The organism is Streptomyces sp. NBC_01669 (genome assembly GCF_026339735.1).
Classification (GTDB): domain Bacteria; phylum Actinomycetota; class Actinomycetes; order Streptomycetales; family Streptomycetaceae; genus Streptomyces; species Streptomyces yanii.
This window is the reverse complement of the sequence record NZ_JAPEQG010000001.1, coordinates 6,532,501-6,557,775: the sequence shown is the minus strand read 5'-3', so window position 1 is coordinate 6,557,775 and position 25,275 is coordinate 6,532,501. Positions and strand designations below refer to the sequence as shown.

Sequence of the window (25,275 nt, the reverse complement as noted above, 5' to 3'; positions counted from 1 at the left end):
AATTTCTTCATATCGAGAAGTTTTGCTCTTCATCCTTTGATCGATCATCGATCAGCGCCTTACAGTTCACTCCGCGGGCCCACCGGCCCCATTGCCCTGTCCTGCCAGTCAGGGCCTTTCTCCACCCCCCTCCTCTCCGGAAGGCGGCGATCATGACCGACCCCGTAGGAAAGCTTCCGAGCGAGCTCGACCAGCTCCCGGACCGTGACCCGGAGGAGACCGCCGAATGGGCGGCCTCCCTCGATGCCGTCACCAAGGCCGCGGGCCCGCACCGCGCCGCGTACCTGATGCGCCGCTCGCTGCAGCACGCCGAGGGCGCCGGTCTCGCGCTGCCCAAGCTGCTGGAGACCGATTACGTCAACTCCATCCCGACCGCCGCCGAGCCCGCGTTCGACGGCGACCTGGAGATGGAGTCCCGGATCACCGCCTGGAACCGCTGGAACGCGGCCGCGATGGTCACCCGTGGCTCCCGGTTCGGCGTCGGCGGCCACATCGCCACCTTCGCCTCCGCAGCCTGGCTGTACGAGACGGGCTTCAACCACTTCTTCCGCGGCAAGGAGGGGGACGGCTCCGGCGACCAGCTCTACATCCAGGGCCACGCCTCCCCCGGCATCTACGCCCGCGCCTTCCTCGACGGCCGGCTCAGCGAGCAGCAGCTCGACAACTTCCGTCAGGAGGCGGGCGGCGACGGTCTGCCGTCCTACCCGCACCCGCGGCGGCTGCCCTGGCTGTGGGAGTTCCCCACCGTCTCGATGGGCCTCGGCCCGCTCGCGGCGATCTACCAGGCGCGCTTCAACCGCTATCTGACCAACCGCAACATCAAGGACACGTCGAACTCGCACGTCTGGGCCTTCCTGGGCGACGGCGAGATGGACGAGCCCGAGTCGACCGCAGCCCTCGCCCTCGCGGCGCGTGAGCAGCTCGACAACCTGACCTTCGTCATCAACTGCAACCTGCAGCGCCTCGACGGTCCGGTCCGCGCCAACTTCCGGGTGGTCCAGGAGCTGGAGGGCGCGTTCCGCGGGGCCGGCTGGAACGTCATCAAGACGCTCTGGGGCAACGCCTGGGACGAGCTGTTCCAGCTGGACACCACCGGCGCGCTGGTCCGCAGGCTCCGGGAGGTCCCGGACGCCCAGTTCCAGACGTACGCCACCCGCGACGTCGCGTACATCCGCGAGCACTTCTTCGGCGCCGAGCCCGCCCTCGCCGAGCTGGCGAAACTGCTCACGGACGCGAAGATCGCCGAGTGCTTCTACACCTCCCGCGGCGGCCACGAGGCCCGCAAGGTGTACGCGGCGTACAAGGCGGCCGTCGAGCACAAGGGCGCGCCGACCGTGATCCTCGCCCAGACGGTGAAGGGCTACACGCTCGGCAAGGGCTTCGAGTCCAAGAACGCCAACCACCAGATGAAGAAGCTGTCGATCGACGAGTTCAAGGGCATGCGCGAGCTGCTCGGTCTCCCGATCCCGGACAGCGCCTTCGACGACGGTCTGGTGCCCTACGGCCACCCGGGCGCCGACTCCCCCGAGGTCCGCTACCTCCAGGAGCGCCGCGCCGCCCTCGGCGGCCCCGCCCCGGCCCGCCGGGTGCACGCGGTGGCGCTTCCCGAGCCGGAGGAGCGGGCGTTCGCCGCGCTGAAGAAGGGGTCCGGCAAGCAGGAGATGGCCACCACGATGGCCTTCGTGCGCCTGGTCAAGGACCTGATGCGGGACAAGGAGACCGGCAGGCGCTGGGTTCCGATCGTCCCGGACGAGGCCCGCACCTTCGGCATGGAGTCCCTGTTCCCGTCGGCCGGTATCTACTCGCCGCTGGGCCAGACGTACGAGCCGGTCGACCGCGACCAGCTGATGTACTACAAGGAGGCCAAGGACGGCCAGATCCTCAACGAGGGGATCACCGAGGCCGGGGCCATGGCCGACTTCATCGCCGCCGCCACGTCGTACGCGACGCACGGCGAGACGATGATCCCCTTCTACATCTTCTACTCGATGTTCGGCTGGCAGCGGACCGGCGACCAGATGTGGCAGCTCGCCGACCAGCTCGGCAAGGGCTTCATCGTCGGCGCCACCGCGGGCCGGACCACCCTGACCGGTGAGGGGCTCCAGCACGCGGACGGCCACTCGCACCTGATCGCGGCCACCAACCCTGCGTCGCTCAACTACGACCCGGCGTTCGCCTACGAGATCGCGGTCATCGTCAAGGACGGTCTGCGGAGGATGTACGGCCCCGAGGCCGAGAACGTCTTCTACTACCTGACGGTCTACAACGAGCCCAAGCCGCAGCCCGCGATGCCGGAAGGCGTCGAGGAGGGCATCGTCAAGGGCCTCTACCGCTTCAAGGAGGGCACGCCCGCCACGGCGGACGCGCCGCGCGTGCAGCTGCTTGCCTCCGGCACGGCGATCCACTGGGCCCTGGAGGCCCAGGAACTGCTCGCCGCGGACTGGGGTGTCACGGCCGACGTCTGGTCCGCCACGTCCTGGGGTGAGCTGCGCCGCGAGGCGCTGGAGTGCGACGAGGCGCTGCTCCACGGCGAGCAGCGGGTGCCGTACGTGACCCAGGCGCTGGAAGGCGCACCGGGCCCGGTCCTCGCGGTCAGCGACTGGATGCGGCAGGTGCCGGACCAGATCAGCCAGTGGGTGGAGCAGGACTGGTCCTCGCTCGGCACGGACGGCTTCGGTCTGTCCGACACGCGTGACGCGGCCCGCCGCCACTTCGGGGTCGACGCGCAGTCGATCACGGTCGCGGCACTGGCCCAGCTGGCGCGGCGCGGCGAGGTGACCGCGTCCGCGGTCAAGGAGGCCCGGGAGAAGTACGGGCTGTGAGGTGAGGCGGCCGGGTACGCCCGGCTGCCGTGCCGCCCTCCGTCTCCGGGCGGGCTTGATCTTCGAGCCTGTCCGGAGACGGAGGGCATTTTTGCGAGCCCGCCCGGCGATGGAGGGCAGGGCAGACTTGTCCCCATGCGTGCTGCCCGGCTCATCAAGATGGTGCTGCTCCTTCAGTCCCGGTCCGCCATGACCGCCGCCGAGCTCGCCCGGGAGCTGGAGGTGTCCGAACGGACCGTCACCCGCGACGCCCAGGCGCTCTCCGAGGCGGGGGTTCCCGTGTACGCGGACCGGGGCAGGGCCGGCGGGTACCGGCTCGTCGGCGGGTACCGGACCGGGCTCACCGGGCTGGCCCGTAGCGAGGCCGAGGCGCTCTTCCTCTCCGGGCTGCCGTCCGCGCTGCGCGAGATGGGGCTCCAGGACGCCGCGTCCGCGGCCCGGCTCAAGGTGACCGCCGCGCTGCTGCCCTCGCTGCGGGACGCCTCCGACACCGCCGCCCGGCGCTTCCATCTGGATGCACCCGGCTGGTACCAGGAACCCGTCACGCCCGAGTTGCTGCCCGCCGTCGCGGAGGCCGTCTGGGACGACCGGATGGTCAGCGCGCGCTACCGGCGCGGCGGTGCGGGCGGTGAGGTCGAGCGGGAGCTGGCGCCGTACGGACTCGTTCTCAAGGCCGGGGTCTGGTACGTGTGCGCCCGTGCCGGGACGGATGTCCGGGTGTACCGGATCGACCGCTTCACCGCCGTGGCTGTGTCGGACGAACGGTTCGTACGCGACGACGACTTCGATCTGCCGGGCTTCTGGGACGAGCAGGCCGCGCAGTTCGCCCGCTCGATCCTGCGGACCGAGGTGACGGTACGGGTGTCGGAGGCGGGGGTGGGCCGACTGCCGCACACCATGGACCGTTCGGCGGTCCGGAATGCCCTGGACTCGGCCGGGCCGCCCGGCACCGACGGATGGCGCACCGTCACCCTGCCCGTGGAGTCCCTGGAGGTCGCGTACGACCAGCTGCTGTCCCTGGGACCGGAGTTGGAGGTTCTCGAACCGCCCGCGTTGCGGAACCGCTTCGCCGCTGCCGCCGAACGGCTGAGCGACCTTTATCGCTGAAGGCTTCTTTTCGGTGTCTCCGCGTGCATCGCCTGCCACCAAGGCCGATGCTTGACCCGTGATGGACGAGACGGAGTTCTGGGAGATCATCGACAGCACCCGCGAGGCCGCCGAGGGCGACCCCGAGGACCATGCCGACCTGCTCGTCGACCGGCTGGTGCAGCTCGATCCGGAATCCGTGCTGGACTTCGCGCGGCACTTCGAGGCCCGCTACAACCGCGCGTACCGCTGGGACCTGTGGGGCGCCGCCGCCGTGCTGCTCGGCGGCGCGAGCGACGACGCCTTCGACTTCTTCCGGTGCTGGCTGATCGGCCAGGGGCGGGAGGTCTTCGAGGGGGCGGTGCACGATCCGGACAGCCTCGCCGAACTCCTCGACGAGTTCGACGAGGAGATCGACGGGGACGCCGAGGATCTCGGCTATGCGGCCGACGAGGCGTACGAACAGCTCACCGGCGTCGTCACGCCGGACCTCGGCCTTCCGCCGCAGGCCGCCGAGCCGGAGGGCGCCCCCGTCCGCTTCGAGGACGACGCGGCGCTGGCCGGACGCTATCCCCTGCTCTGGGAGCGGTTCGGCTCCGGCTGAGCCCCCCGCCCCCGCTGTGGGCACCCGGGTTCAGAAGTGGGTGCCGCCGTCGACGCGGATCTCCGTACCCGTGATGAACGCACCGTCCTCGGAGCCCAGCATCGCGACGACGCCCGCCACCGTGTCGGGGCTGGCGAAGCCCTCGCCCAGCGCCGGGGACAGCTTCATGAAGAGCGACATGTCCGCGTCGGCCGGCAGCCCCGGGCCGTTGCCGCTGGTCATGTCGGAGGAGATCGATCCGGGTGCGACGGCGACGACGCGCAGACCCTGCTTGCTGTACTCGCTCGCCAGCGCGTGCGTCATCGACTGGATGCCGCCCTTGCTCGCCGCGTACGCCGACATATAGGGGTGCGCGAAGCTCGCCGAGGTCGACGAGAAGTTCACGACGACCGGCTTGTCGCCCGCCAGCAGCGCCGGTATCGCCTCACGGATCATCAGGAACGTGCCGGTGAGGTTGACCGCGAGGATCTTGTTGAAGAACTCCAGCGACGTCCTGTGCGTGTGCTCCGAGCGCAGGATGCCCGCCGCGTTGACCAGGACGTCGAGGCCGCCGAGCGCGGCCACGGCGTCAGCGACACCGGCCCGGACCGCGGCCTCGTCCGAGATGTCGAGGACAGCGGTGGTGAGCCTCTCCGCGACGCCGCCGCCCGCCACAGCGGTGTCGTACGTGGTCTTCAGCCCGGCCTCGTTGACATCGGCGGCGACGACCAGGCCGCCCTCGGCGAGTACGCGGTGGACGGTGGCCTGTCCGATGCCGGAGCCACCGCCGGTGATGAGTACGCGGCGGCCTTCGTAGCGGTTCATGTGTTCACTCCTGGTTCCGAGTCCCCCGACGACTCTCTTGATCCGCATCCACCGTACGCCTGGGTGACACGTTTTGCCAGAACGGCATTCTGTGCACTTCTCTTCCGTACGAAGGAACCCCGGCCCGGGTAATCTGCGGGAATGAGCCACCAGCAGCCGTCCCTCACCGAACGCCGCAAGGCCGCGACCCAGCTGGACATCGCGCGCGCGGCCGCCGCGCTCTTCGCCGAGCGCGGGCCGGACGGCACCACGGCGGAGGACATCGCCCACCGGGCGGGCGTCGCGCTGCGCACCTTCTACCGCTACTTCCGCTCCAAGCAGGACGCGGTGGGACCACTGCTCTCCGGCGGCGCCGAGCGCTGGCGCGCCCTGCTCGACGCGACCGGTCCGGGTGTCCCGCCGGCCGAGGCGCTGGAGGCTGCGGTCACGGACGCGCTCAGCCCGCGCGACGAGCACGCCACGGAGCAGCTCGGCTGGACACGCGGTCTGCTGCGGGCGGCGCAGGACGATCCGGCACTGCGCGCCGTCTGGTACCGGGTCAATCAGGATTCGGAGGAGCGGCTGCTGCCGGTGCTGGCACGGCTGGCCGGTGAGGGCGCGGATCCGCTGGAGGTCCGGCTGGCCGCTGCGGCCGCCACGGACGCGGTGCGGGTGGCGCTGGAGGCCTGGGCGGTCACGGACGCGCCGACGACGGGGGCCGGCTCCCCCGCCGTTCTCGCGGTGCGCTGCCTGCATGAACTCACGGGCGGCATGCGGCTGTTCCAGAGGTGAGGCGGTAACGGCCGCACCGACAACACGGCGTCGCGAGCCGGGCGCCCATTTTGACAGGCTCTGAGCCGTCACAGGGCGAGCGAGCGGCCCATCATCACGTCGCCGACGTAGCGCCCGCCCAGGAAGAACTCACCGGGCAGCACCCCCTCGACGACGAACCCCTCCGACGCGTACAGCGCCCGGGCGGGCGCGTTGTGTCCGAGCACCCGCAGCGTCATCCGGTTCGCCCCCTCGTTGCGGGCCAGCGCCGACGCGGCCCGCAGCAGCCCTCGGGCGACACCGCTGCCGCGCGCCCAGTCGGCCACGGCGAGGCCCTGTATCTGGCGCACATGCGCGTTGCAGGCGAGCGGGGTCGGCGCGACGACCCGGATGTAGCCGGCGATGCGCACATCGCCCGCCGGGTCCTCCGCCTCGGCCACGAGCAGGTGCTCGGGCCGGCTGCGGTCGCTGAAGAACGGTTCGTACGGCGGGTGCGGCCGCGGCTGTACGGAGTGGAGGGTCGACCACGTGGCCCGGTCGAGCTCCCCGAGAGCGGTGTCGTCGGAGAGAACAGCAGGGCGCACGGGGCGGGTGCGGAGCTCGGACATGGGCGCCACTGTGCCACGACCCGCCCGGTCACGTCATCGCATATCTGCCGGGCGCTCGGCGGAGCCGAACGGGAAGCGGCGGCGGAAGTCGTCGGCCGCGTCCTCCAGGGTGCAGAAGCTGACGCCCTCGTGCCCGGAGACGTACTCGATGAAGCGTTCCAGCATGAGGAGCACCTGCGGGCGGCCACTGACGTCCGGGTGCAGGGTGATGGGCAGGACCGCGTAGTCGAGCTCACGGTGGACCCAGTCGAACTGATCGCGCCAGTCCTGCTCCAGCTGGCGCGGGCTCACGTACCCCTGGCTGTTGTGCGCGTGCTTGTTGAACATCATGGGCGGCAGGTCGTCCACGTACCAGTTGCCGCAGAACTCGACGAGGTCGACCTCGTGACCGTGGACGAGGGGTTTCATCCACTCCTTGGCCTCCTTACCGAAGTCGATCTTCGTCCAGCTGTCGCCGACCCGGGCGTAGAAGGGCGTGAAGTCGCGGTAGTTCTGGCTGTGGTCGTAGCTGAAGCCGTAGGTGTGGAGGAGTTCGGCGGTGTACGCGGACATCTCCCACCAGGGCGCCACATAGCCGCGTGGCCTGCGGCCGGTGTACTCCTCGATCAGTTCGACGCAGCGGGCGAGTACGTCCTCCTCCTGCTGCGGGCTCATCGCGATGGGGTTCTCGTGCGAGTAGCCGTGCGCGCCGATCTCGTGCCCCGCCTCGACGACCATGCGGGTCTGCTCGGGGAATGTCTCGATGGAGTGCCCGGGGATGAACCAGCTGGTCCGGATCCCGTACCGCTCGAAGAGCTTGAGCAGTCGCGGGGTGCCGATCTCACCGGCGAAGACGCCCCGCTGGATGTCGTTGGGCGAGTCCTCGCCGCCGTAGGAGCCGAGCCAGCCGGCCACGGCGTCCACGTCCACGCCGAGCGCGATCTTGATGTCCTTGGTCATGCGGCGGATGCCTTCCGGTCGGTGTCGAGGAGGTGTTGTACGTCGTCCGTCGCGGCCCGGAGCGCGGCGGTGTCCCGCTCGGTCCAGTCGCGTTCGTCCCTGCTGTGCACGGAGATCCAGCCGGTCATCCGGTCGTCGCGGACAAGGGGCGAGAGCATCTGGGCGTGCACGCCGTACACGTCCACGAGCGCCTGGGGCGGATGCGGGATCGCCTCGAAGTGCGGCTGGACCAGGGGGATCCGCTGCCGCTCCAGCCACTCGACGGTGTTCAGCCGGCGCTGGTCCAGGGAGGCGTCGCGGCGGATGGACCGTACGCCTTCGCGCAGCGCCTCGGCGGCGGTCAGGTCGACGCCGAGTCCGTGTGCGGGCAGGTCGAGACGGAGGGTGGTGCGGTCGGCGCCGGTCGTCTCCAGCAGCGTTCGCAGGACGGTCTGGAAGCGGGCCCGCAGGGCGCCCGAGCGGAGCAGGTCGCCATGGCCGGGCAGGGCGGGGACGCCGGTATCCGGGGAGGCCAGGCGCAGAGCCTGCCACAGGGTCGCGGTGACGCTGTCGAACACCGGTATTCCCAGGGCCGGTTCGAGCTGCCGGGCGGCGTCCGCCCCGTACACGTTGGTACAGACGACGGCGACGGCGTGCACACCGGGCGCCGCCGCCTCGATCTGCCGGGCCACGTCCGCGGCCGGGATGCGGGCGAAGGCTTCGTTGTCGCTGATACCGAAGGGTTCGGCGAGCGTGCAGTCCAGGCCCTCATCCGTGTATCGGCGCACGATCCGGTCGGCGACGTCCCGGGTGTACGGGAGGGCGAGCCCGAGCCTGGTCACGCCGTACGCGGCACAGGCGTCGAGCAGCGCGAGAGTGGAGGTGGTGGCGGGGATGCCGGTCTCCTCGGTGATCCGGGCGCACAGGGCGCGGTCCCGGTCCGGTCCCAGCCAGGAGCCCGAGGTGCCGTTCCATGCGAGGACGTCGACCTGCGCGTCGGCCAGCTGCCGGGCGGCGGCGAGCATCGGCGCCGGGTCGAACTGGGCGTCGGACCCCTCGTCCAGGGCGATCCGGGTGACCGGGACGCGGGCGACGTGGGCGGTGGCCACGTCCGTGCCGTGGAGCAGCCCGTACGTGACGGGCTCAAGACAGGTGTTGGAGGACGGGGTGAGCATCCCGATGCGGATGCGGCGGGAACGGCCGGTGGTGGTCGTCATCGGACGGCGAGCCTCCTGCTGTAGTCGATGACCAGGGACGACACGGTGAACAGCACACCAGCGCCGACGAAGTAGAGCAGCGCCCAGGTGTATGAGCCGGTGGCGCCGACGATGAAGCCGACCGCGATCGGCGTGATGATCCCGGCGATGTTGCCGGAGAGGTTCATGGCTCCGCCGACGACTCCGGCGTTGGCCCGTCCGGCGAGCACGGACGGCAGCGACCAGTACAGACCGGCCCAGCGGAGGAAGAAGAGGACGACGGAGAGGAGCGCGACCGCCGTCATGGCGTCGGGCACCAGCACCACCCCGAGCAGTCCGGAGACGACGGCGATCCCGGCGACGCCCATCATCGTGCGCATCACCGTGTTGGCTCCGGCGCCCTTGGCCTTCCAGCGGTCGGAGGTCCAGCCGCCGATCAGTTCGCCGACGAAGCCCGCGCCGAAGATGGCCAGGGTCGACCAGCCGATGGTCGCGATGTCGAAGCCCTTGGACTCGGAGAGATAGAGCGGGCCCCAGGTCAGCAGTCCGTAGAAGACGCCGTTGAAGCCCATCCAGCCCAGACACATGGCCCAGAACGAGCGGTACTTGAGGTACGGCAGCAGGCCGGTGCGCACATCGGCGGGGCCCGCGGCGTCCTCCTCGGCGTGTGCCCGCTCGATGTAGGCGGCCTCGGCGGCGTTGACGCCGGGGTGCTCGGCGGGCGTGTTACGGATGTACCAGCCGGCGTACAGGCCGGCGGCGACGGTGAGGACGCCCGCGACGAGGAAACTGATCCGCCAGCTGCCGGTCCAGCCGATCAGCATGGAGATCACGATGCCGCCGAGCGCGGCGCCGAGCGGGGCGCCGCCGTCCAGGAGAACCGCGCCCCGGCCGCGCTCCTTGGCGGGCAGCCACTGGGCGTTCAGCTTGCCGCCGGCCGGCATGACGGGCGCTTCGACGGCGCCGAGCAGCAGCCGGAAGCCGAGCAGTGAGCCCGCGCCGCCGGCGGCCGCGGTCAGCCCCTGGGCGACTCCCCAGCCGACGCAGGCGCCGGAGACCATGCGGCGGGCGCCGAACCGGTCGGCGAGCCACCCGCTGGGGATCTGCATCAGCGCGTACGTCCAGAAGAACGCGCTGAGCAGGAAGCCGGTCGTCTCCTTGGAGAGACCGAGGTCCTTGGTGATCAGCGGCAGCGCGACGGAGACGGAGCCCCGGTCGATGTAGTTGAGCGCGACGACGCCGAGCAGCAGGACGAACATCTTCCAGCGCACCCGGGTCGGGCGGGCGCCGGATGCGCCGGCTCTGCCCGCGGTCGCTGAGGTGCGGGACGTACTGGTCATGGCAAACCCTCGAATCACTGATCGGACAGGGTGAGCAGCGGCTCCGGCCGGGCCGTTCCGCGTTTTGGTATACCAAAGAATGCAGACGCTTCCCGAGCCCGTCAAGGGTTTGGTATACCGTGAGCGAATCGATACACGGAGGACATGTGAGCCGGACCAACACAGGTACCGAGACGGCCAGTTCACTGACCGGCACGGTGTGGCTGCGCGACCAGGTCTGCGAGGGGCTGCGCGACCGCATCATCACCGGGCGGCTCAAACCGGGCGACCGGCTGGTCGAGCGGGATGTCGCCGAGGAGTTCGGGGTCTCCCGGGTCCCGGTGCGCGAGGCGATCCGCATCCTGCTCGGAGACGGCTTCCTGGAGGCGCTGTCGCCGCGCCGCATCGTCGTCAAGCAGCTCTCCCGGCAGGACGTGGAGAACCTCTTCGACATGCGCGAGGCGCTGGAGGTGCTCGCCGTTCGACGCGCCGCCGAACGAGCCACTGACAGCCAACTGCAGGAACTGGCAACCCTGTTGGAAACGGCACGCCGGGCCACCCTGTCCGGCAGGCCGGAACGCATCTCGCGCGCCAACACGGCCTTCCACCACCACATCGTGGAGCTGTCCGGCAATGAGCTGCTGGCCACCACCCTGGAGTCGCTGGAGGGACGGCTGCGCTGGCTGTTCCAGCAGATCGACGACCCGGGACCGCTCTGGGAGGAGCACCGGCTGCTCTCCGCCGCCATCACCGCGGCGGACAGCGAGGCGGCGGCGGTCTGCGCCCTGCGGCATGTGCGCCACTACCGGAATGTCGCCCTACAACTGCTGTTCGAGTGATTCGGGCGTGACGAGTGACGGGGGCGAGGCGCCCCGTACGCCGCTGCGGCAGGATGGGGCCATGCTGCACTCCCGTATCGCTGTCACCGGATCGACCGGACTCATCGGAACCGCGCTGGTGCGCTCGCTGCGGGCCGACGGACACGAGGTCGTGCGCCTCGTCCGGCACCCGGCGCGCGCCGGGGACGAGGTCGAGTGGGACCCGAAGCGTGGGTACGTCGACGGGGCGGGCCTGGTCGGCTGCGACGCCGTCGTCCATCTCGCCGGCGCCGGGGTCGGCGACCACCGCTGGACGGAGGAGTACAAGCGGGAGATCCGGGACAGCCGGGTACTGGGCACGGCGGCGATCGCCGAGACGGTGGCCTCGCTCGGCGTACCGCCGAAGGTGCTGCTCTGCGGGTCGGCCATCGGCTACTACGGCGACACCGGGGACCGCGCGGTCGACGAGAGCGCGCCGCACGGCACGGGCTTCCTGCCGTCCGTCTGCGTGGACTGGGAGGCTGCCGCGGCTCCGGCGGAGGCGGCAGGCATCCGGACGGTGTACGCGCGCACGGGCCTGGTCGTCGCCCGGGAGGGCGGGGCCTGGGGGCGGCTGTTCCCGCTGTTCCGGGCGGGGCTCGGCGGGCGGCTCGGCAGCGGGCGTCAGTACTGGAGCTTCATCGCGCTGCACGACCACATCGCGGCCCTGCGGCACCTCCTCGACACGGAGTCGCTGTCCGGACCGGTGAACCTGACCGGCCCCGGCCCCGTGACCAACGCCGAGGTGACAGCCGCGATGGGGCGCGTGCTGCACCGTCCGACGCTGTTCTCCGTCCCGGCGCCCGCGCTCCGGATCGCCCTCGGGGACTTCGCGGAGGACGTGCTGGGCAGCCAACGGGTACTGCCCGCACGGCTGCTGGACTCGGGGTTCACCTTCGCCTTCCCCGGCATCGACGGCGCCATTCGCGCAGCGCTGCACTGACCATGCACGGTCGAATCACACGGGTGTGCGACCCCGTGCAACGGTGCCCCGGGCCGCGTGCGACTGCGCCCGCACCGGACCCCTCCTAGCCTCATGGCGAACTCGGGCATTCCGGGGGCCTGTTGGGGGCAAGACCCTCCCAGCAGTCGCGCCGACTCGGGGAGGGGCACGTGCTCAGCACGGCACACCACGCGGACGTCGTCATCATCGGAGCCGGGATCGCCGGCCTGTCAGCAGCCCATCAATTGACCAGTGCAGGGGTCAGCGTCAGCGTCCTGGAGGCCGGCCCGCGCGTCGGCGGCCGGATGACCACCGAGGAGGTGGACGGGTTCCGGCTCGACCACATCGGCCCGCTCCTCAGCACCTCGTATCCGGAACTGCGCGCAGCGCCCGGCCTCGAAGGGCTCCTGCTGCGGAACTTCGCTCCAGGGGTCCTCGTCCACAGCGAGGGCCGCCAGTACCGGACCGGCGATGTGCGCCAGGTACGGAGCGCACGGGGCGCATTCAAAGCGGCGCGCGCCCTGGCGAGCGCCCCCCGCCCACCGATGGGCGGGCCGATCGACCAGGCCAGGCTCGGCGCGGCCCTCGCCCGGCTCGCGACCACCCCGGCCACCCGCATCCTGGCCCGGCCGGAGCGCACCGCGCTCGCAGCCCTGTCCACCCGCGGCCTGCCCTCCCGTACGGTCAACGGCTTCCTGCGCCCGCTGCTCGCCGCGCTGCTCAGTGACCCCGGGCTCACCACATCGAGCCGGTGCGCCGATCTCGCCCTGCGCAGCTACGCGCGCGGCCGACTGTGCGTACCGTCCGGCGGCTCGGCCACGCTGCCCGAGCTGCTGGCGGCGGCCCTGCCGCCCGGCACCGTGCGGACCGGCGTCCATGTCACCGCCGCCGACATCACCTCCGTACGCACCAAGGAACACGGTGAACTGGGCTGCCGTTCCCTGCTGCTGGCCACCGGCGCGAGCGCCGCCGCCGAGCTGCTGCCCGGTCTGCGGGTACCGCCCTTCCATCCGGTGACGGTCCTGCACCACACCGCCCCCGCTCCCCCGCCGACCGGTGCCTCGCTGTTGCTGGACGCCGACCGCTCGGGCCCGGTGTCCCACACCTGCGTGATGAGCGAGGTCGACCCCTCGCGCGTCCCGCACGGCCGGACCCTGATCACGTCGACGGTGCTCGGCACCCCGCCGCCCGATCTCGACCGCTCGGTCCGCACCCATCTCGCCGCGTTGTACGGCACCCCGACGGGCGACTGGGAACTGCTGGCCGCCCACCACGACCCGGAGGCGGTCCCCGCCATGCCGCCCCCGCACGACCTGCGCCGCCCGGTCAGACTGCTCGCCGGGCTGTACGTGTGCGGCGACCACCGGGACACGAGCACGGTGCAGGGCGCCCTGTTCTCGGGCCGCCGCGCGGCGCACGCCATCCTCGGCGATCTGGGCATCCGGCCCGGCCACCTGGAGGCGGAACTGCGCGAAGCGGCCTGAGTCCGCCCGCGCACATCCTGCCCCGGTCCGGACGACCCCAACCCCCAGCACCTCTTACAGATCGGATCTCTCACCCCACCTCCTGTTTTCGAGAATGGTTTACACCACTCCCGCAAACACCCTTGTCGTGCACCACGTCTACCGCTACGGTCCTGGCGAAACCGGACTTCAGGAGACCGTGGTGCGCCGAGTCATGCCCGTTCTGCCACTCCTTATAGCTCTAGTCATCGGATCTATCACTCCCGTCGCGGTGGCGAACGAGCCTCCGGACGAACCCGCATCGAGCACAGGCACCACAACGGCCGCCCCAGGGCCGCCCGTTGTTCCCAGACCGACCCAGTGGACCGAACCGGGCGGCCACACACAGCTGTCGGCGGGGACCCGCATCCTGGTGGACCCCCGGTCCCGCTCCACGACCGCGCTCCCTTCCGGGCAAGCCGAACTCCCGGGCCCCGCACGGCAGTCCGTGCAGGACCTGGCCAAGCAGCTGCGTACGGAGGTGGCCCAGGTCAGCGGGGTCACTCCGGCCGTCAGCAGCGACATCCGGCACGCACGGGCCGGCGACATCGTGCTGACGCTCACCGAGCACGGGGCACTGGGCGCGGAGGGCTACCGGTTCGAGAGCACGGACGCCGTCCGCATCGAAGCCGCCTCCACCCACGGCCTGTTCTACGGGACGCGCACGCTCCTGCAGCTGCTGCGCACCGCCCCCGATCACCTCACCGTGCCGAAGGCCGTCTCCACCGACCGTCCCGCCCAGCCGGTCCGGATGACCATGCTCGACGCGGGCCGCAAGTACTGGCAGCCGGGGTACCTGGAGAAGCTGGTCCGCCGGATGGCCGACCAAAAGCTCAACACCCTGTTCCTGCAGTTCTCCGACTCCGAGGGCTTCCGTCTCTTCAGCCCGGAGTTCCCCGGACTCGCGGACCCCGCACACAGCTACGACCGCGCCGACATCGAGTGGCTGAAGCGTGTCGCCGCCCGGTATCACGTGCAGGTGATGCCCGGTATCGACATGCCCGGACACGCCACCGTGATCACCGACGCCTTCGGAATCGGCTTCGGTGACGGCCCCGAACCGTGCACCCAGGCACACACCCACTCGCACCTCACGCCGAACTGGATGGTCGACCTCACCAGCGAGAAGGCGGTCGCGACGACCCGCCGGATCGTCGACGAGTTCGCCGGCTGGTTCGACGCCCCACTGTTCAGCATCGGCGCCGACGAGTTGCCCGGCCAGCTCGCCAACTGCCCCCGCGTCAAGAACTATCTCGCAGCCGATCCGGACACCAGCACCCTCGGTGACCTGCTGAACGGCTACATCAACACCCTCGACGACGTCGTCGCCGAGCACGGCAAGCGCACCGCGATCTACAACGGCTCCGAGCACCTCGCCGCACCCCAGCAGCAGGTCCACGCGCCCGTGGTGTTCCTGACCTGGGAGGGGACCGGCACCGAGCCCGTCATCCCCGGCCACGACGAGATCGCCATCGGCCCGTTCTACGACACGCCGAACAACTATCACCACTTGTACCCCGACGAGCCGTGGATGTACGACTCCTGGGTGCCCAGCACCGCACCGGATCTCCTCGGATCCGGCCTGATGAACTGGGCCGACTACAACTTCTGGGCCGACGACGGCTACTTCGAGCAGCAGATGGCCACCGCGCGCGCGATCATCGCGGACCGCTCCTGGAACGCCTCCGCCACCCCGGACACCGTGCAGGACTTCCGGACGCTGGTCGCCCGGCTCGGCGACCCGCCCGGCCTGCGGCCCGACCCGGTGACACCCCGGGTCGACGACGGTCGGCCGAGCCACCACTGGACCTTCGACCAGGCCTCCTACCCGAGCGGCTGGACGTGGGCCGGCAGCCCCGGCAACACGATCTTCGCCGAGGACACCGCGGGGAACCTGCCGGGCACCTCGTACATCATCAACAACCCCACTCCGGTCCCGGACGGGGTGAGCGGCCAGGCCTGGCGCTTCGACAGCGACCGCGACGGGGTGGGATTCGGCGGCCTCGACCTGACCGAGCCGTGGACCGTCTCCAGCTGGGTCAGGACGACGGGCAGGACCAGTGACCAGGTGCTGCTCAGTTCGAAGGCCGGCGCGCTCAAACTCCAGCAGTGGGGCACCGGCAAGGTCGGCTTCACCCGCTACGGCGCGGCCGACCACAGCTTCGACTACACCCTGCCGCTGAACCAGTGGGTCCAGCTGACCTGGGTCACCGAGCCGGGCCGCACCACCCTGTATGCGAACGGCGAGCGCGTCGGCACGGTCGACGCGTCCATTCCGCTCCCGCTGCGCTCGATCGGCACCGAGAAGGCCGGGCTGCGCGGAGATCTCGACGAAGTCACCACCTGGGACGAGGCGTTGAGCCCCGAACAGGTCCGGGCCGACTACGCGCACTACGACCGCTGACCCGAAGGGAACCCGCAGTGACCCGCACCCGCACCCATGCCCGTACCCGTACCAGACTCGTCGGAGCGACGGCTCTGGCGGCCCTCGCCGGCTTCCTGACCACCCCGGCCTCCGCCGCGCCCGAACCTCCGTCGAAGGACTACGAGCCGACGGTGGAGTCCCTCAACAGCCACCCCACGCCGACGTGGTTCAACGACGACAAGTTCGGCATCTTCATCCACTGGGGCGCCTATTCGGTGCCCGCCTGGGGCCCGCGCGGCAGCTACGCCGAGTGGTACTGGAACTACATGAACAGCAAGGGCAGCGCCACCAACACCCACCAGAAGGACACCTACGGCACGACCGCGAACTACGACGACTTCATCGGCCAGTGGAAGGCCGAGAAGTACGACCCGGACGCCTGGGTGAAGCTGTTCAAGGATGCCGGTGCCAAATACTTCGTGCTGACCTCCAAGCACCATGAAGGCGTCGCACTGTTCGACAGCAAGGTCAGCGGCCGCGACACCGTGGACCTCGGCCCGAAGCGCGACCTGGCGGGCGACCTGTTCAAGGCGGCGCGCAAGGACACCGAGGGCGGGCAGCTGAAGGCGGGCTTCTACTACTCGCTGTACGAGTGGTACAACCCGTCGTACACCGGCAGCCCGGTCCGCAACCCGTACACCGGCGCCGAAGTCCCGTACACCGGCGCCCCGTCGGTCAAGGACTACGTCGGCGACTACATGGTCCCGCAACTGAACGAGCTGGTCGATCAGTACGATCCCGACATCATCTGGTGCGACGGGCAGTGGGACAAACCCGCGTCGTACTGGAAGACCGCGCCCGTCATCGCCGACTACTACAACCGCGCGAAGAACCGGGCGCACCCGAAGGAAGTCGCGGTCGCCAACCGCTGCAAGATCGAGACCGGTGCGCTGGACAGCAAGGAACTCGACTTCCAGACACCCGAGTACACGGTCAAGCCGGACATCGACCCGAACAAGTGGGAGGCGAGCCGGGGCATCGCGCACTCCTACGGCTACAACCAGAACGAGCCCGAGGAGGACCATCTCACCTCCGACCAGCTGATCGACTCGCTCACCGACATCGTCAGCAAGAACGGCAATCTGCTGCTCGACATCGGCCCGCGCGCCGACGGCACCATCCCCGAGATCCAGCAGCAGCGGCTGCTCGACATCGGAGCCTGGCTGAAGATCAACGGTGAGGCGATCTACGGGACGACCTACTGGCACCACGCCGAGGAGCCGACCGGAGACGACAAGATCCGCTACACGGTGAAGGACGGCACGCTGTACGCGACCGCGCTGGAATGGCCCGGCGCCGAACTCACCCTCGGCGCCGACACGCCCGTCGCCTCCGACTCCCGTATCACGCTGCTCGGTTCGGACGGCAGCGCGCTGCCCTGGCACAAGGACTCCACAGGCCGCGTGATCGTCGAGACACCGAAGGACGGGGCGTCGGCCACCAGGAGCACGAGCGCGTACGTCTTCAAGGTCACCACTCCGGGCGTGAACACCCTCGTCCGCACGAGGACCGAACTGCCGAAGGAGCTCAACCCCGGACGCGCCGCCGACGGCACTCTGACCCTCACCAACACCGCCCGCACGCGCGCATCCGAGACCGGGATCGGGCTGTCCGGACCCGAGGGCTGGACCGTCACCCCGGCGGCCACCCGCGTGCACCCGCTGTCGCCGGGCGCGGACGCGAAGGTCCCGTTCACCGTGACGCCACCCGCTTCCGCGGCCCCCGGTACGTACACACTGAACATCTCCCTGCGCCACGGCCGTCTCACGACCACCACGGCGGTCAAGGTCACGGTGGCCCTGGAGAACCTCGCCCGGAACAAGCCGGCCACCCAGAAGAGCACCGCGTGGGACGCCCCTGCCTCCCGCGCCGTCGACGGGAACACCGACGGCTCCTTCGGATCGGGCTCGGTGACCCACACCGCGGAGCCCTCGTCACAGGCGTGGTGGCAGGTCGACCTGGGTGCCTCGAAGTCACTGTCCGCAGTCGACATCTGGAACCGCACCGACTGCTGCTCCGACCGGCTGAAGGACTTCTGGGTCATGACCTCGGACACCCCGATCACGGCCGACGGACTCGATGAGGCACGGACCGCACCCGGTGTGACGGCGGTCCATGTCACCGGCCAGGCCGGACGGCCGTCCATCGTGCAGCTCCCGGCGGGCACCTCCGGCAGGTACGTCCGCGTGCAACTGACCTCCGGCACCAACCCGCTGTCACTGGCGGAGGTCGAGGTGCGCGGGCACTGAGAAAGCCCTGCCGAAACGGGTGGTGGCCCGGACCGATCGCTCCCGGTCCGGGCCACCACCCGTTCTGTCGCGCGCAGGAGTCACGCGGAAGCGTCATCCGTGGTCACGCGGGAGGGATCACCCGAGGGCCGCGACCCGGTCCCGGTATCCGCGTACCGCAGCCGCGTCCCGGTACGGCTCAAGGCGGCGCTCGAAGTCCCGTACGTACTCCGTCGCCCGAACCGACCTCATCTCCGCCGCCTGCTGGGCCGCCTCCGCGCCGAGCAGACACGCCTGGTCGAGCTCACCGAGCCCGAGCCGGGCGGACGCCAGCACCACCCGGCAGAACAACCTGCTCCGGGCGTACCCCGGGGCGCGCAGCTGCAGCGAGCGCTCCGCGTGCTGGGCGGCGGCCCGGTACTGCTGCAGATCGCGGTGACAGTGCCCGAACTCGTCGGCGAGCTGCGCCTCGTCGAAGTAGCGCGCCCAGTACGGTACGTCGTCCCCGGACCGGGCGGTCTCCAGCGCGCGTTCCGCCCGCACCAGCGAGGCCACGCAGGTCCTGGCCTCGCCGAGCACGCCGTGCCCGCGCGCCTCGACGGCGTGCAGCAGGGCCAGCACGACGGGCGGCGCCGACGAGCCGATGCCCTGCTGGGCGACGCGCGCCAGCTGGACGGCTTCCCTGCCGTGCCCGAGATAGACCGCCTGCCGGCTCATGGTGATCAGCACGTAACTGCCGTACGCCCGGTCCCCCGCCGCCTGCGCGAGCCGCAGCGCCTGAACGAAGTAGCGCTGGGCGAGACCGTGCGCCGCGATGTCGTACGAGGTCCAGCCCGCCAGCCGGGTCAGATCGGCGGCGGCCGAGAAGAGCCGCCGTCCGGTGGCCTCCCCGTACGTCCCGCGGAGCATCGGCTCGGCCTCGTGCTCCAGGTAGCGGACGAGGGCCTGGCGGGCGTGGCCACCGCCGTAGGCGTTGTCGAGGGTGCGGAAGAGCTCGCCTACGGAACGCAGGGCGGCGACATCGCCGCTGCTGACCTTCTGGCCGGATCCGCGGTCGGACTGCCGCTGCCGGGGGACGCCGGGGGCACCGGTTGCCGGCGGCACGAGATGCACCGAAGGCCCGGCGGAGGCGGAGGGCGACGCGGCGGGCCCGGAGGGCCTGGCGGGCGCGGGCGCCCGGGCGCCGTATCGGCCCCCGGGCCCGCTCGCCCCGTGCGATCCATGCACCCCCGCGTGGGCCGTGGCGTGCGCCCCGGCGTGCGAACCACGGGACCCGTTGGCCCCCACCGGCCCGCGCTGCGCACCGAGCACCGGCGCCGCCTGGGTCCCGCTGCCCCCGCCGGGGGCAGCCGTCTCGCTCCCCCGCCCCACCCACTCGTCGGCCCGTCCGATCAGCCAGTCGCGGCTGGGCACCACGAGCCCGGCCGGGGTGAAGGCGATCTTGCGCACCTCCGCATGGCTGCCCGAGTCCTTCCGCCACAGGCCGCTGACGATGTCCACCGCCTCGGCCGGAGTGGCGGCGAACTCCAGACCGGCGTATACGGGCGCACACGCGTCGAGGCCCAGGTCCTGCGCGGAGAGCCGGCGCCCGAGCCGCCGGGTGAAGACCTCGGCGATCAGTGCGGGGGTGGTCCCGCGCGGTTGCTGGCCGCGCAGCCAGCGAGTCACGGAGGTCTTGTCGTAGCGCAGATCCAGGCCGTGTTCGAGGCCGAGCTGGTCCACCCGGCGGGCGAGACCGGCGTTCGAGAATCCGGCTTCGGTGATGAGCGAGGCGAGCCGGCGGTTGGGGGTGCGCTGCGGAGGTCGTTCCGACATGTGCTGTACGGTCTCCTGCCTTCGGGGCCGCGTGGGCAGCCCTTATGGAACGGCGCGAATTTAGCGGGCCCTACGGCGGTCGCAGTCTCCTTCGCTTCACATTCATCCGATCGTGTGAGGATTGGGGGTGGTACTGACGGGAACAACCTGCCGGGCCACCGCTCCCGGGGCGGTCGTACAGTGGCCCGGGGCGCGAATCAGTGCATGGTGACGTGGTTCCGGGGCACCCCCCGGCTCCCGGTACCGCAAGTAGGGAGGCATCTCCGTGAGTGAGCTTCGGTTCGTCCGGCTGGGATTCGGCAAGGAAGCTGTCGACTACCAGGAGGCCTGGCAGAAGCAGCGCGAGGTGCACGCGGCCCGGTTCGAGGACACGGTTCCCGACACCTGTCTGCTGCTGGAACACCCGCCCGTCTACACGGCGGGACGCCGTACGACCGAGAGTGAGCGCCCCCTGGACGGCACTCCGGTCGTCGACGTGGACCGCGGCGGAAAGATCACCTGGCACGGCCCCGGGCAGCTCGTCGGCTACCCGATCCAGAAGCTGCCGCGCCCGGTGGACGTCGTGGCGCATGTCCGCAGGCTGGAGGACGCGCTGATCCGTACGGCTGCCGAGTTCGGTCTGGAGACCAGCCGGGTCGAGGGCCGCAGCGGAGTCTGGGTGCTCGGCGACCCGGTCGAGGAGCGTCCGTCGCTCGGCGGCCTCTCCCTCGACTTCGACCCGCGGCTGCACGACGAGGAGTTCGACCCGCGGCTGAACGGCCCCGAGTACGCCCCGTCCAACGCCGGTCAGCGCCGCGAGGACCGCAAGCTGGCGGCGATCGGCATCCGGGTCGCCAAGGGTGTGACCATGCACGGCTTCGCGTTGAACGTGAACCCGGACAACACCTGGTTCGACCGGATCGTGCCGTGCGGCATCCGCGACGCGGGCGTCACCTCGCTCGCGTACGAGCTGGGCCGCGACGTCACGGTCGCGGAGGTGCTCCCGGTGGTCGAGAGGCACCTGACGGACGTCCTGGAGAACGCGGAGCTCGCCCCGCGGGAGATCGACCGGGCCTCGGCCTGACCCGGAGCCCCGGGAATGGCCCGGCCCACCCCCTGGTTGCCCAGGGGCAAGGGCCACACCCCAACCGCACAAATAGCGGGCGTACCCTGGTGTTCGCCAAAGAATCGAAGTCGTAGGGAGCCGGACGTGTCCGCTGTCGCACCCGACGGGCGCAAGATGTTGCGCCTGGAGGTCCGGAACAGCCAGACCCCCATCGAGCGCAAGCCCGAGTGGATCAAAACCCGGGCGAAGATGGGCCCCGAGTACAACCAGCTGCAGAAGCTCGTGAAGAGCGAGGGTCTGCACACGGTGTGCCAGGAGGCCGGCTGCCCGAACATCTTCGAGTGCTGGGAGGACCGTGAGGCCACGTTCCTCATCGGTGGTGACCAGTGCACCCGGCGCTGTGACTTCTGTCAGATCGACACGGGCAAGCCGCAGGCGCTGGACCGGGACGAGCCCCGCCGCGTCGGCGAGTCGGTCGTCACGATGGACCTGAACTACGCCACGATCACCGGCGTCGCCCGCGACGACCTGGAGGACGGCGGAGCCTGGCTGTACGCGGAGACCGTGCGCCAGATCCACGCGCTGACGGCGGAGCGCGAGGCCGGTGCCACCAAGGTCGAGCTGCTGATCCCCGACTTCAACGCGGAGCCCGAGCAGCTGGCCGAGGTCTTCTCCTCGCGCCCCGAGGTGCTCGCGCACAACGTCGAGACGGTGCCGCGGATCTTCAAGCGGATCCGCCCCGGTTTCCGTTACGAGCGTTCCCTGGAGGTCATCACGCGGGCCCGCGAGGCCGGGCTGGTGACCAAGTCGAACCTCATCCTCGGTATGGGCGAGACCCGCGAGGAAGTGAGCGAGGCGCTCCAGGACCTCTACGACGCCGGTTGCGAGCTCATCACGATCACGCAGTACCTGCGGCCCTCCGTGCGCCACCACCCGGTCGAGCGCTGGGTGAAGCCGCACGAGTTCGTGGAGCTGAAGGAGGAGGCCGACGAGATCGGCTACTCCGGTGTGATGTCCGGGCCGCTGGTCCGTTCCTCGTACCGGGCCGGACGGCTCTTCCAGCAGGCGATCGAGCGGCGCGGCGCTGCCACGACCGCGCCCACTGCCTGAACCCGGGCTGTGTGAATCCGGGCACAAGAAGCTACTGAACGGTACTGGCTGAATCGACGCGGCCCATACGCTCCCCGCAGGTCGGGGACGCGTATGGGCCGCGTCGGCGTGCGCGGCGCTCATATCAAGGTTTCATTGGTGTTTGACCGAAAGGTCATGCGCTGGTAACACCGAGCAGTGACTCTGGATGCACGCAGCGCAGTGGTTCTCACGGCTGCCGCCGCCACTGCTCACCGTCTCCAGCCCGCGCAAGCAACTCCTGTAACCCACTCACTCCGCGCATCCGTTCCGAGGGGACTTCCACGATGCAGGCCGTGCCGGTACGCGCCACCGCCATTCCGTCCGTCACCGATGCTCTCCGCGCCGTCGAGTCGCTGCTGCTGAGCAGCGGCCAGCGCACCGCCCGCCGCAACGCCTGGACGGCCGTCCTCGAGGACCGCCGCCGCGCCAAGGACCGGGTCGAGACCGAGTACGTACTGGAGGCCGTGGCCGACCACCGCTCCTAGGCCACGTAAACTTCAGTACATGGCGAGGAAGGCAAACACTGACGGCGCGGACAGCGCCGAGAACGCGGGGCGGCTCAAGCAGATCGCCCTGACCTACAAGATGACCCGGCGGGCCGACCCCAAGATCGGTCTTGTCGTCGCGGGTGTGGGAATCGTCACCTTCGGTGTCCTCCTCGCCATCGGCTTCTTGATCGACTACCCGATCTACCTGGGCATCCTGGGCTTCGTGCTGGCCCTCCTCGCGATGGCGATCGTCTTCGGGCGGCGTGCCGAGCGGGCGGCCTTCGGCCAGATGGAGGGACAGCCGGGCGCTGCGGCGGCGGTGCTGGACCGCGTGGGCCGCGGCTGGACCACAACTCCGGCGGTAGCGATGAACCGCAGCCAGGACGTCGTCCACCGGGCCGTCGGCAAGGCGGGCATCGTGCTGGTGGGCGAGGGCAACCCGAACCGGGTCAAGCTCCTGCTGGCGGCCGAGAAGAAGAAGATGGCCCGCATCCTCGTGGACGTACCCGTGCACGACATCATCGTCGGCAACGGCGAGGGCCAGGTGCCGCTGAAGAAGGTCCGCACCAAGATGCTGAAGTTGCCGCGGGTCCTGACCGGCCCGCAGGTGACGGCGGCCAACGACCGGCTGCGGGCGATGGGCGACCTGATGAGCAACATGCCACTGCCGAAGGGCCCGATGCCGAAGGGCATGCGGATGCCGCGCGGCGGCAAGATGCGCTGACGCCACACACTCGACGCACAAGAGGGCGGGCTGCGAACCACTGAGGTTCGCAGCCCGCCCTCTTCACATCTCCGCCTCGCCGGACCGCTCTCAGATCCGCACCTGCACGGCGCGCGAGAGCCGGTCGTGCAGCCCGCGCCCGTCGCGGTCCCAGACCAGAGCCGGAATCGCCAGGCACAGCAGCACGCTCCGGATGATCACCCGCCCGAGACCGAGCCGACCGCCGCCCTCGCCGACGACACGGATACCCAGGATGCGCTTGCCCGGCGTACAGCCGACGGTCCCGACAGTGAGCACACTCAGCACGACAAAGATCCCGAGGGCCCAGTTCCCGGCCGCCTGCTGGTCACCGCGAGCGAACAGCCCGTATGCGATCAGCAGGCAGAGCGCCCAGTCGATGAAAAGGGCGCCGAAGCGCCGGCCGAGCGGCGCGATCGCCCCCGGTCCCTCTTCGGGCAGACCGAGCCGCTTGCCCCGGTAGCCGAAATCGGCGCCCATGTCCTCGGCGGCCGCACGCGGCCCGGAGAGCCACGATCCGATTGCTTGCCTATTGTCCACCCGTCCACGGTACTGCGCCCCCCTCCACGCCCTGCCGGGTGGGGCCCTCCGGGCTCGCGGACGCGGCCCCCGGCCACCGCCCCGGTACGCCTCCGAGGTGCCGCCGACACCCGCCTCGGTTAACTTCGGCGAAACAAATGGGTCATGCTTGAGAAATCCGGCCTGCCTATGGTCGGGTCCAGCGTGTGCCACCGCACTGGCCGCACCACGAGCTACAACCCCGTCCCTCCCGGGCCGGGAGTAGGAGGAGTTGGATGTTCCAGAACGCCGACGACGCGAAGAAGTACATCGCCGACGAAGATGTCAAGTTCATCGATGTCCGGTTCTGTGACCTGCCCGGTGTGATGCAGCACTTCACCATCCCGGCAGCGGCATTCGACCCGACCGAGGAACTGGCCTTCGACGGCTCGTCGATCCGCGGCTTCCAGGCCATCCACGAGTCCGACATGGCGCTCCGCGCGGACCTGTCGACCGCCCGTGTCGACCCGTTCCGCCGCGACAAGACCGTCAACATCAACTTCTTCATCCACGACCCGATCACCGGCGAGCAGTACAGCCGTGACCCGCGCAACGTGGCCAAGAAGGCCGAGGCGTACCTCACCTCCACCGGCATCGCCGACACCGCGTACTTCGGCCCCGAGGCCGAGTTCTACGTCTTCGACAACGTCCGCTTCCAGACGTCGGCGAACGAGAGCTTCTACCACATCGACTCCGAGGCCGGCGCCTGGAACACCGGCTCCGAAGAGAACAACCGGGGTTACAAGGTCCGCTACAAGGGCGGCTACTTCCCGGTCCCGCCGGTCGACCACTTCGCCGACCTGCGTGCCGAGATCTCCCTTGAGCTGGACAAGAACGGCCTCCAGGTCGAGCGCCAGCACCACGAGGTCGGCACCGCCGGCCAGGCCGAGATCAACTACAAGTTCAACACGCTGCTCGCCGCAGCCGACGACCTGATGCTCTTCAAGTACATCGTGAAGAACGTCGCCTGGCGCAACGGCAAGACCGCGACCTTCATGCCGAAGCCGATCTTCGGCGACAACGGCTCGGGCATGCACGTCCACCAGTCCCTGTGGGCCGGCGGCGACCCGCTGTTCTACGACGAGCAGGGCTACGCGGGTCTCTCGGACATCGCCCGCTACTACATCGGCGGCATCCTCAAGCACGCGCCGTCGCTGCTGGCCTTCACGAACCCGACGGTGAACTCGTACCACCGCCTGGTCCCCGGCTTCGAGGCCCCGGTCAACATGGTCTACTCGCAGCGCAACCGTTCCGCCGCGATGCGTATCCCGATCACGGGCTCGAACCCGAAGGCCAAGCGCGTCGAGTTCCGCGCCCCGGACCCGTCGTCCAACCCGTACCTGGCCTTCTCGGCTCTGCTGATGGCCGGCCTCGACGGCGTGAAGAACAAGATCGAGCCGGCCGAGCCGATCGACAAGGACCTGTACGAGCTGG

The 25,275-nt window shown here is 70.3% G+C and carries 21 protein-coding genes (1 of these 21 only partly in view); 14 read left to right on the top strand and 7 right to left on the bottom strand.

What is annotated here, in order from left to right; genetic code table 11:
• Positions 1 to 152 precede the first annotated feature (152 nt).
• The 3 genes from aceE to OG972_RS29330 all read left to right on the top strand — a co-directional run bounded on the left by aceE (position 153) and on the right by OG972_RS29330 (position 4,512).
• Complete coding sequence (aceE, locus tag OG972_RS29340) at positions 153 to 2,822, top strand: pyruvate dehydrogenase (acetyl-transferring), homodimeric type (protein WP_266986473.1); 2,670 nt, start codon at positions 153 to 155, stop codon at positions 2,820 to 2,822.
• 135 nt (positions 2,823 to 2,957) lie between these two features.
• Entirely contained in the window at positions 2,958 to 3,929 is a 972-nt protein-coding gene (locus OG972_RS29335) for a YafY family protein (protein ID WP_266986471.1), read from the top strand.
• A gap of 61 nt (positions 3,930 to 3,990) precedes the next feature.
• Positions 3,991 to 4,512 (top strand): DUF4240 domain-containing protein, encoded by a 522-nt coding sequence (locus tag OG972_RS29330; protein ID WP_266990780.1) that lies wholly within the window; start codon positions 3,991 to 3,993, stop codon positions 4,510 to 4,512.
• Positions 4,513 to 4,542: 30 nt separating this feature from the next.
• Here the strand turns inward: OG972_RS29330 and OG972_RS29325 are convergent, their stop codons facing one another.
• Entirely contained in the window at positions 4,543 to 5,316 is a 774-nt protein-coding gene (locus OG972_RS29325) for an SDR family NAD(P)-dependent oxidoreductase (RefSeq protein WP_266986469.1), read from the bottom strand.
• A 141-nt stretch (positions 5,317 to 5,457) separates the two neighbouring features.
• Between OG972_RS29325 and OG972_RS29320 the strand changes: the two genes are divergently transcribed.
• Positions 5,458 to 6,087: a TetR/AcrR family transcriptional regulator gene (locus OG972_RS29320; RefSeq protein WP_266986467.1), complete on the top strand. Its 630-nt coding sequence runs from the start codon at positions 5,458 to 5,460 to the stop codon at positions 6,085 to 6,087.
• A gap of 68 nt (positions 6,088 to 6,155) precedes the next feature.
• Here the strand turns inward: OG972_RS29320 and OG972_RS29315 are convergent, their stop codons facing one another.
• From OG972_RS29315 to OG972_RS29300, 4 genes are read right to left on the bottom strand one after another with little or no spacing between them, the layout of a single operon-like run.
• Complete coding sequence (locus OG972_RS29315) at positions 6,156 to 6,674, bottom strand: GNAT family N-acetyltransferase (RefSeq protein WP_266986465.1); 519 nt, start codon at positions 6,672 to 6,674, stop codon at positions 6,156 to 6,158.
• A gap of 33 nt (positions 6,675 to 6,707) precedes the next feature.
• The gene (locus OG972_RS29310) at positions 6,708 to 7,613 is read right to left on the bottom strand and encodes a polysaccharide deacetylase (RefSeq protein WP_266986463.1); all 906 of its coding nucleotides are present in this window, start codon (positions 7,611 to 7,613) and stop codon (positions 6,708 to 6,710) included.
• On the bottom strand, positions 7,610 to 8,809 hold the full coding sequence (locus OG972_RS29305; RefSeq protein WP_266986461.1) for a GAF domain-containing protein: 1,200 nt from the start codon (positions 8,807 to 8,809) through the stop codon (positions 7,610 to 7,612). Before OG972_RS29305 ends, OG972_RS29310 begins: the two co-directional genes overlap by 4 nt.
• Positions 8,806 to 10,128: an MFS transporter gene (locus OG972_RS29300; protein WP_266986459.1), complete on the bottom strand. Its 1,323-nt coding sequence runs from the start codon at positions 10,126 to 10,128 to the stop codon at positions 8,806 to 8,808. The genes OG972_RS29305 and OG972_RS29300 overlap by 4 nt, the downstream gene beginning before the upstream one ends.
• A 146-nt stretch (positions 10,129 to 10,274) precedes the next feature.
• On the opposite strand from OG972_RS29300, the gene OG972_RS29295 reads away from it, so the two are divergent.
• The 5 genes from OG972_RS29295 to OG972_RS29275 all read left to right on the top strand — a co-directional run bounded on the left by OG972_RS29295 (position 10,275) and on the right by OG972_RS29275 (position 18,083).
• Positions 10,275 to 10,946: a GntR family transcriptional regulator gene (locus OG972_RS29295; protein ID WP_266986457.1), complete on the top strand. Its 672-nt coding sequence runs from the start codon at positions 10,275 to 10,277 to the stop codon at positions 10,944 to 10,946.
• A gap of 61 nt (positions 10,947 to 11,007) precedes the next feature.
• On the top strand, positions 11,008 to 11,907 hold the full coding sequence (locus tag OG972_RS29290; RefSeq protein ID WP_266986456.1) for a TIGR01777 family oxidoreductase: 900 nt from the start codon (positions 11,008 to 11,010) through the stop codon (positions 11,905 to 11,907).
• A gap of 170 nt (positions 11,908 to 12,077) precedes the next feature.
• Entirely contained in the window at positions 12,078 to 13,391 is a 1,314-nt protein-coding gene (locus OG972_RS29285; RefSeq protein WP_266986454.1) for an NAD(P)/FAD-dependent oxidoreductase, read from the top strand.
• A gap of 94 nt (positions 13,392 to 13,485) precedes the next feature.
• Entirely contained in the window at positions 13,486 to 15,813 is a 2,328-nt protein-coding gene (locus tag OG972_RS29280) for a family 20 glycosylhydrolase (RefSeq protein WP_323135906.1), read from the top strand.
• 17 nt (positions 15,814 to 15,830) lie between these two features.
• Entirely contained in the window at positions 15,831 to 18,083 is a 2,253-nt protein-coding gene (locus OG972_RS29275) for an alpha-L-fucosidase (RefSeq protein ID WP_266986452.1), read from the top strand.
• Between the two features lie 117 nt (positions 18,084 to 18,200).
• On the opposite strand, the gene OG972_RS29270 is transcribed toward OG972_RS29275, so the two are convergent.
• Complete coding sequence (locus tag OG972_RS29270) at positions 18,201 to 19,877, bottom strand: regulator (RefSeq protein WP_266986450.1); 1,677 nt, start codon at positions 19,875 to 19,877, stop codon at positions 18,201 to 18,203.
• A gap of 265 nt (positions 19,878 to 20,142) precedes the next feature.
• On the opposite strand from OG972_RS29270, the gene lipB reads away from it, so the two are divergent.
• The 4 genes from lipB (at position 20,143) to OG972_RS29250 (ending at position 23,265) form a co-directional block, all read left to right on the top strand.
• Positions 20,143 to 20,940, top strand: coding sequence for a lipoyl(octanoyl) transferase LipB (gene lipB / locus OG972_RS29265; RefSeq protein ID WP_266986448.1), 798 nt, complete (start codon positions 20,143 to 20,145; stop codon positions 20,938 to 20,940).
• Positions 20,941 to 21,066: 126 nt separating this feature from the next.
• A complete protein-coding gene (gene lipA / locus OG972_RS29260) occupies positions 21,067 to 22,032 on the top strand; it encodes a lipoyl synthase (RefSeq protein WP_266986446.1) in 966 nt (321 codons plus the stop codon).
• 305 nt (positions 22,033 to 22,337) lie between these two features.
• Positions 22,338 to 22,538, top strand: coding sequence for a hypothetical protein (locus OG972_RS29255; protein ID WP_037693926.1), 201 nt, complete (start codon positions 22,338 to 22,340; stop codon positions 22,536 to 22,538).
• Between the two features lie 19 nt (positions 22,539 to 22,557).
• Positions 22,558 to 23,265, top strand: a complete 708-nt coding sequence (locus OG972_RS29250; protein ID WP_266986442.1) for a DUF4191 domain-containing protein — start codon at positions 22,558 to 22,560, stop codon at positions 23,263 to 23,265.
• 90 nt (positions 23,266 to 23,355) lie between these two features.
• Here the strand turns inward: OG972_RS29250 and OG972_RS29245 are convergent, their stop codons facing one another.
• Positions 23,356 to 23,823: an RDD family protein gene (locus OG972_RS29245; protein WP_266986440.1), complete on the bottom strand. Its 468-nt coding sequence runs from the start codon at positions 23,821 to 23,823 to the stop codon at positions 23,356 to 23,358.
• A 254-nt stretch (positions 23,824 to 24,077) separates the two neighbouring features.
• On the opposite strand from OG972_RS29245, the gene glnA reads away from it, so the two are divergent.
• A protein-coding gene (glnA, locus tag OG972_RS29240; protein ID WP_266986438.1) for a type I glutamate--ammonia ligase crosses the window boundary here: on the top strand, positions 24,078 to 25,275 show its 5' portion. The gene runs 212 nt beyond the window's last position; 1,198 of the gene's 1,410 nt are visible here — the first part of the coding sequence; the start codon lies at positions 24,078 to 24,080; its stop codon lies beyond the right edge, outside the window.

Coding starts and splice junctions, on each gene's coding strand:
- aceE (WP_266986473.1), top strand. CDS start 153: ATGACCGACCCCGTAGGAAAGCTTCCGAGCGAGCTCGACCAGCTCCCG.
- OG972_RS29335 (WP_266986471.1), top strand. CDS start 2,958: ATGCGTGCTGCCCGGCTCATCAAGATGGTGCTGCTCCTTCAGTCCCGG.
- OG972_RS29330 (WP_266990780.1), top strand. CDS start 3,991: ATGGACGAGACGGAGTTCTGGGAGATCATCGACAGCACCCGCGAGGCC.
- OG972_RS29325 (WP_266986469.1), bottom strand. CDS start 5,316: ATGAACCGCTACGAAGGCCGCCGCGTACTCATCACCGGCGGTGGCTCC.
- OG972_RS29320 (WP_266986467.1), top strand. CDS start 5,458: ATGAGCCACCAGCAGCCGTCCCTCACCGAACGCCGCAAGGCCGCGACC.
- OG972_RS29315 (WP_266986465.1), bottom strand. CDS start 6,674: ATGTCCGAGCTCCGCACCCGCCCCGTGCGCCCTGCTGTTCTCTCCGAC.
- OG972_RS29310 (WP_266986463.1), bottom strand. CDS start 7,613: ATGACCAAGGACATCAAGATCGCGCTCGGCGTGGACGTGGACGCCGTG.
- OG972_RS29305 (WP_266986461.1), bottom strand. CDS start 8,809: ATGACGACCACCACCGGCCGTTCCCGCCGCATCCGCATCGGGATGCTC.
- OG972_RS29300 (WP_266986459.1), bottom strand. CDS start 10,128: ATGACCAGTACGTCCCGCACCTCAGCGACCGCGGGCAGAGCCGGCGCA.
- OG972_RS29290 (WP_266986456.1), top strand. CDS start 11,008: ATGCTGCACTCCCGTATCGCTGTCACCGGATCGACCGGACTCATCGGA.
- OG972_RS29280 (WP_323135906.1), top strand. CDS start 13,486: ATGGTTTACACCACTCCCGCAAACACCCTTGTCGTGCACCACGTCTAC.
- OG972_RS29270 (WP_266986450.1), bottom strand. CDS start 19,877: ATGTCGGAACGACCTCCGCAGCGCACCCCCAACCGCCGGCTCGCCTCG.
- OG972_RS29255 (WP_037693926.1), top strand. CDS start 22,338: ATGCAGGCCGTGCCGGTACGCGCCACCGCCATTCCGTCCGTCACCGAT.
- OG972_RS29250 (WP_266986442.1), top strand. CDS start 22,558: ATGGCGAGGAAGGCAAACACTGACGGCGCGGACAGCGCCGAGAACGCG.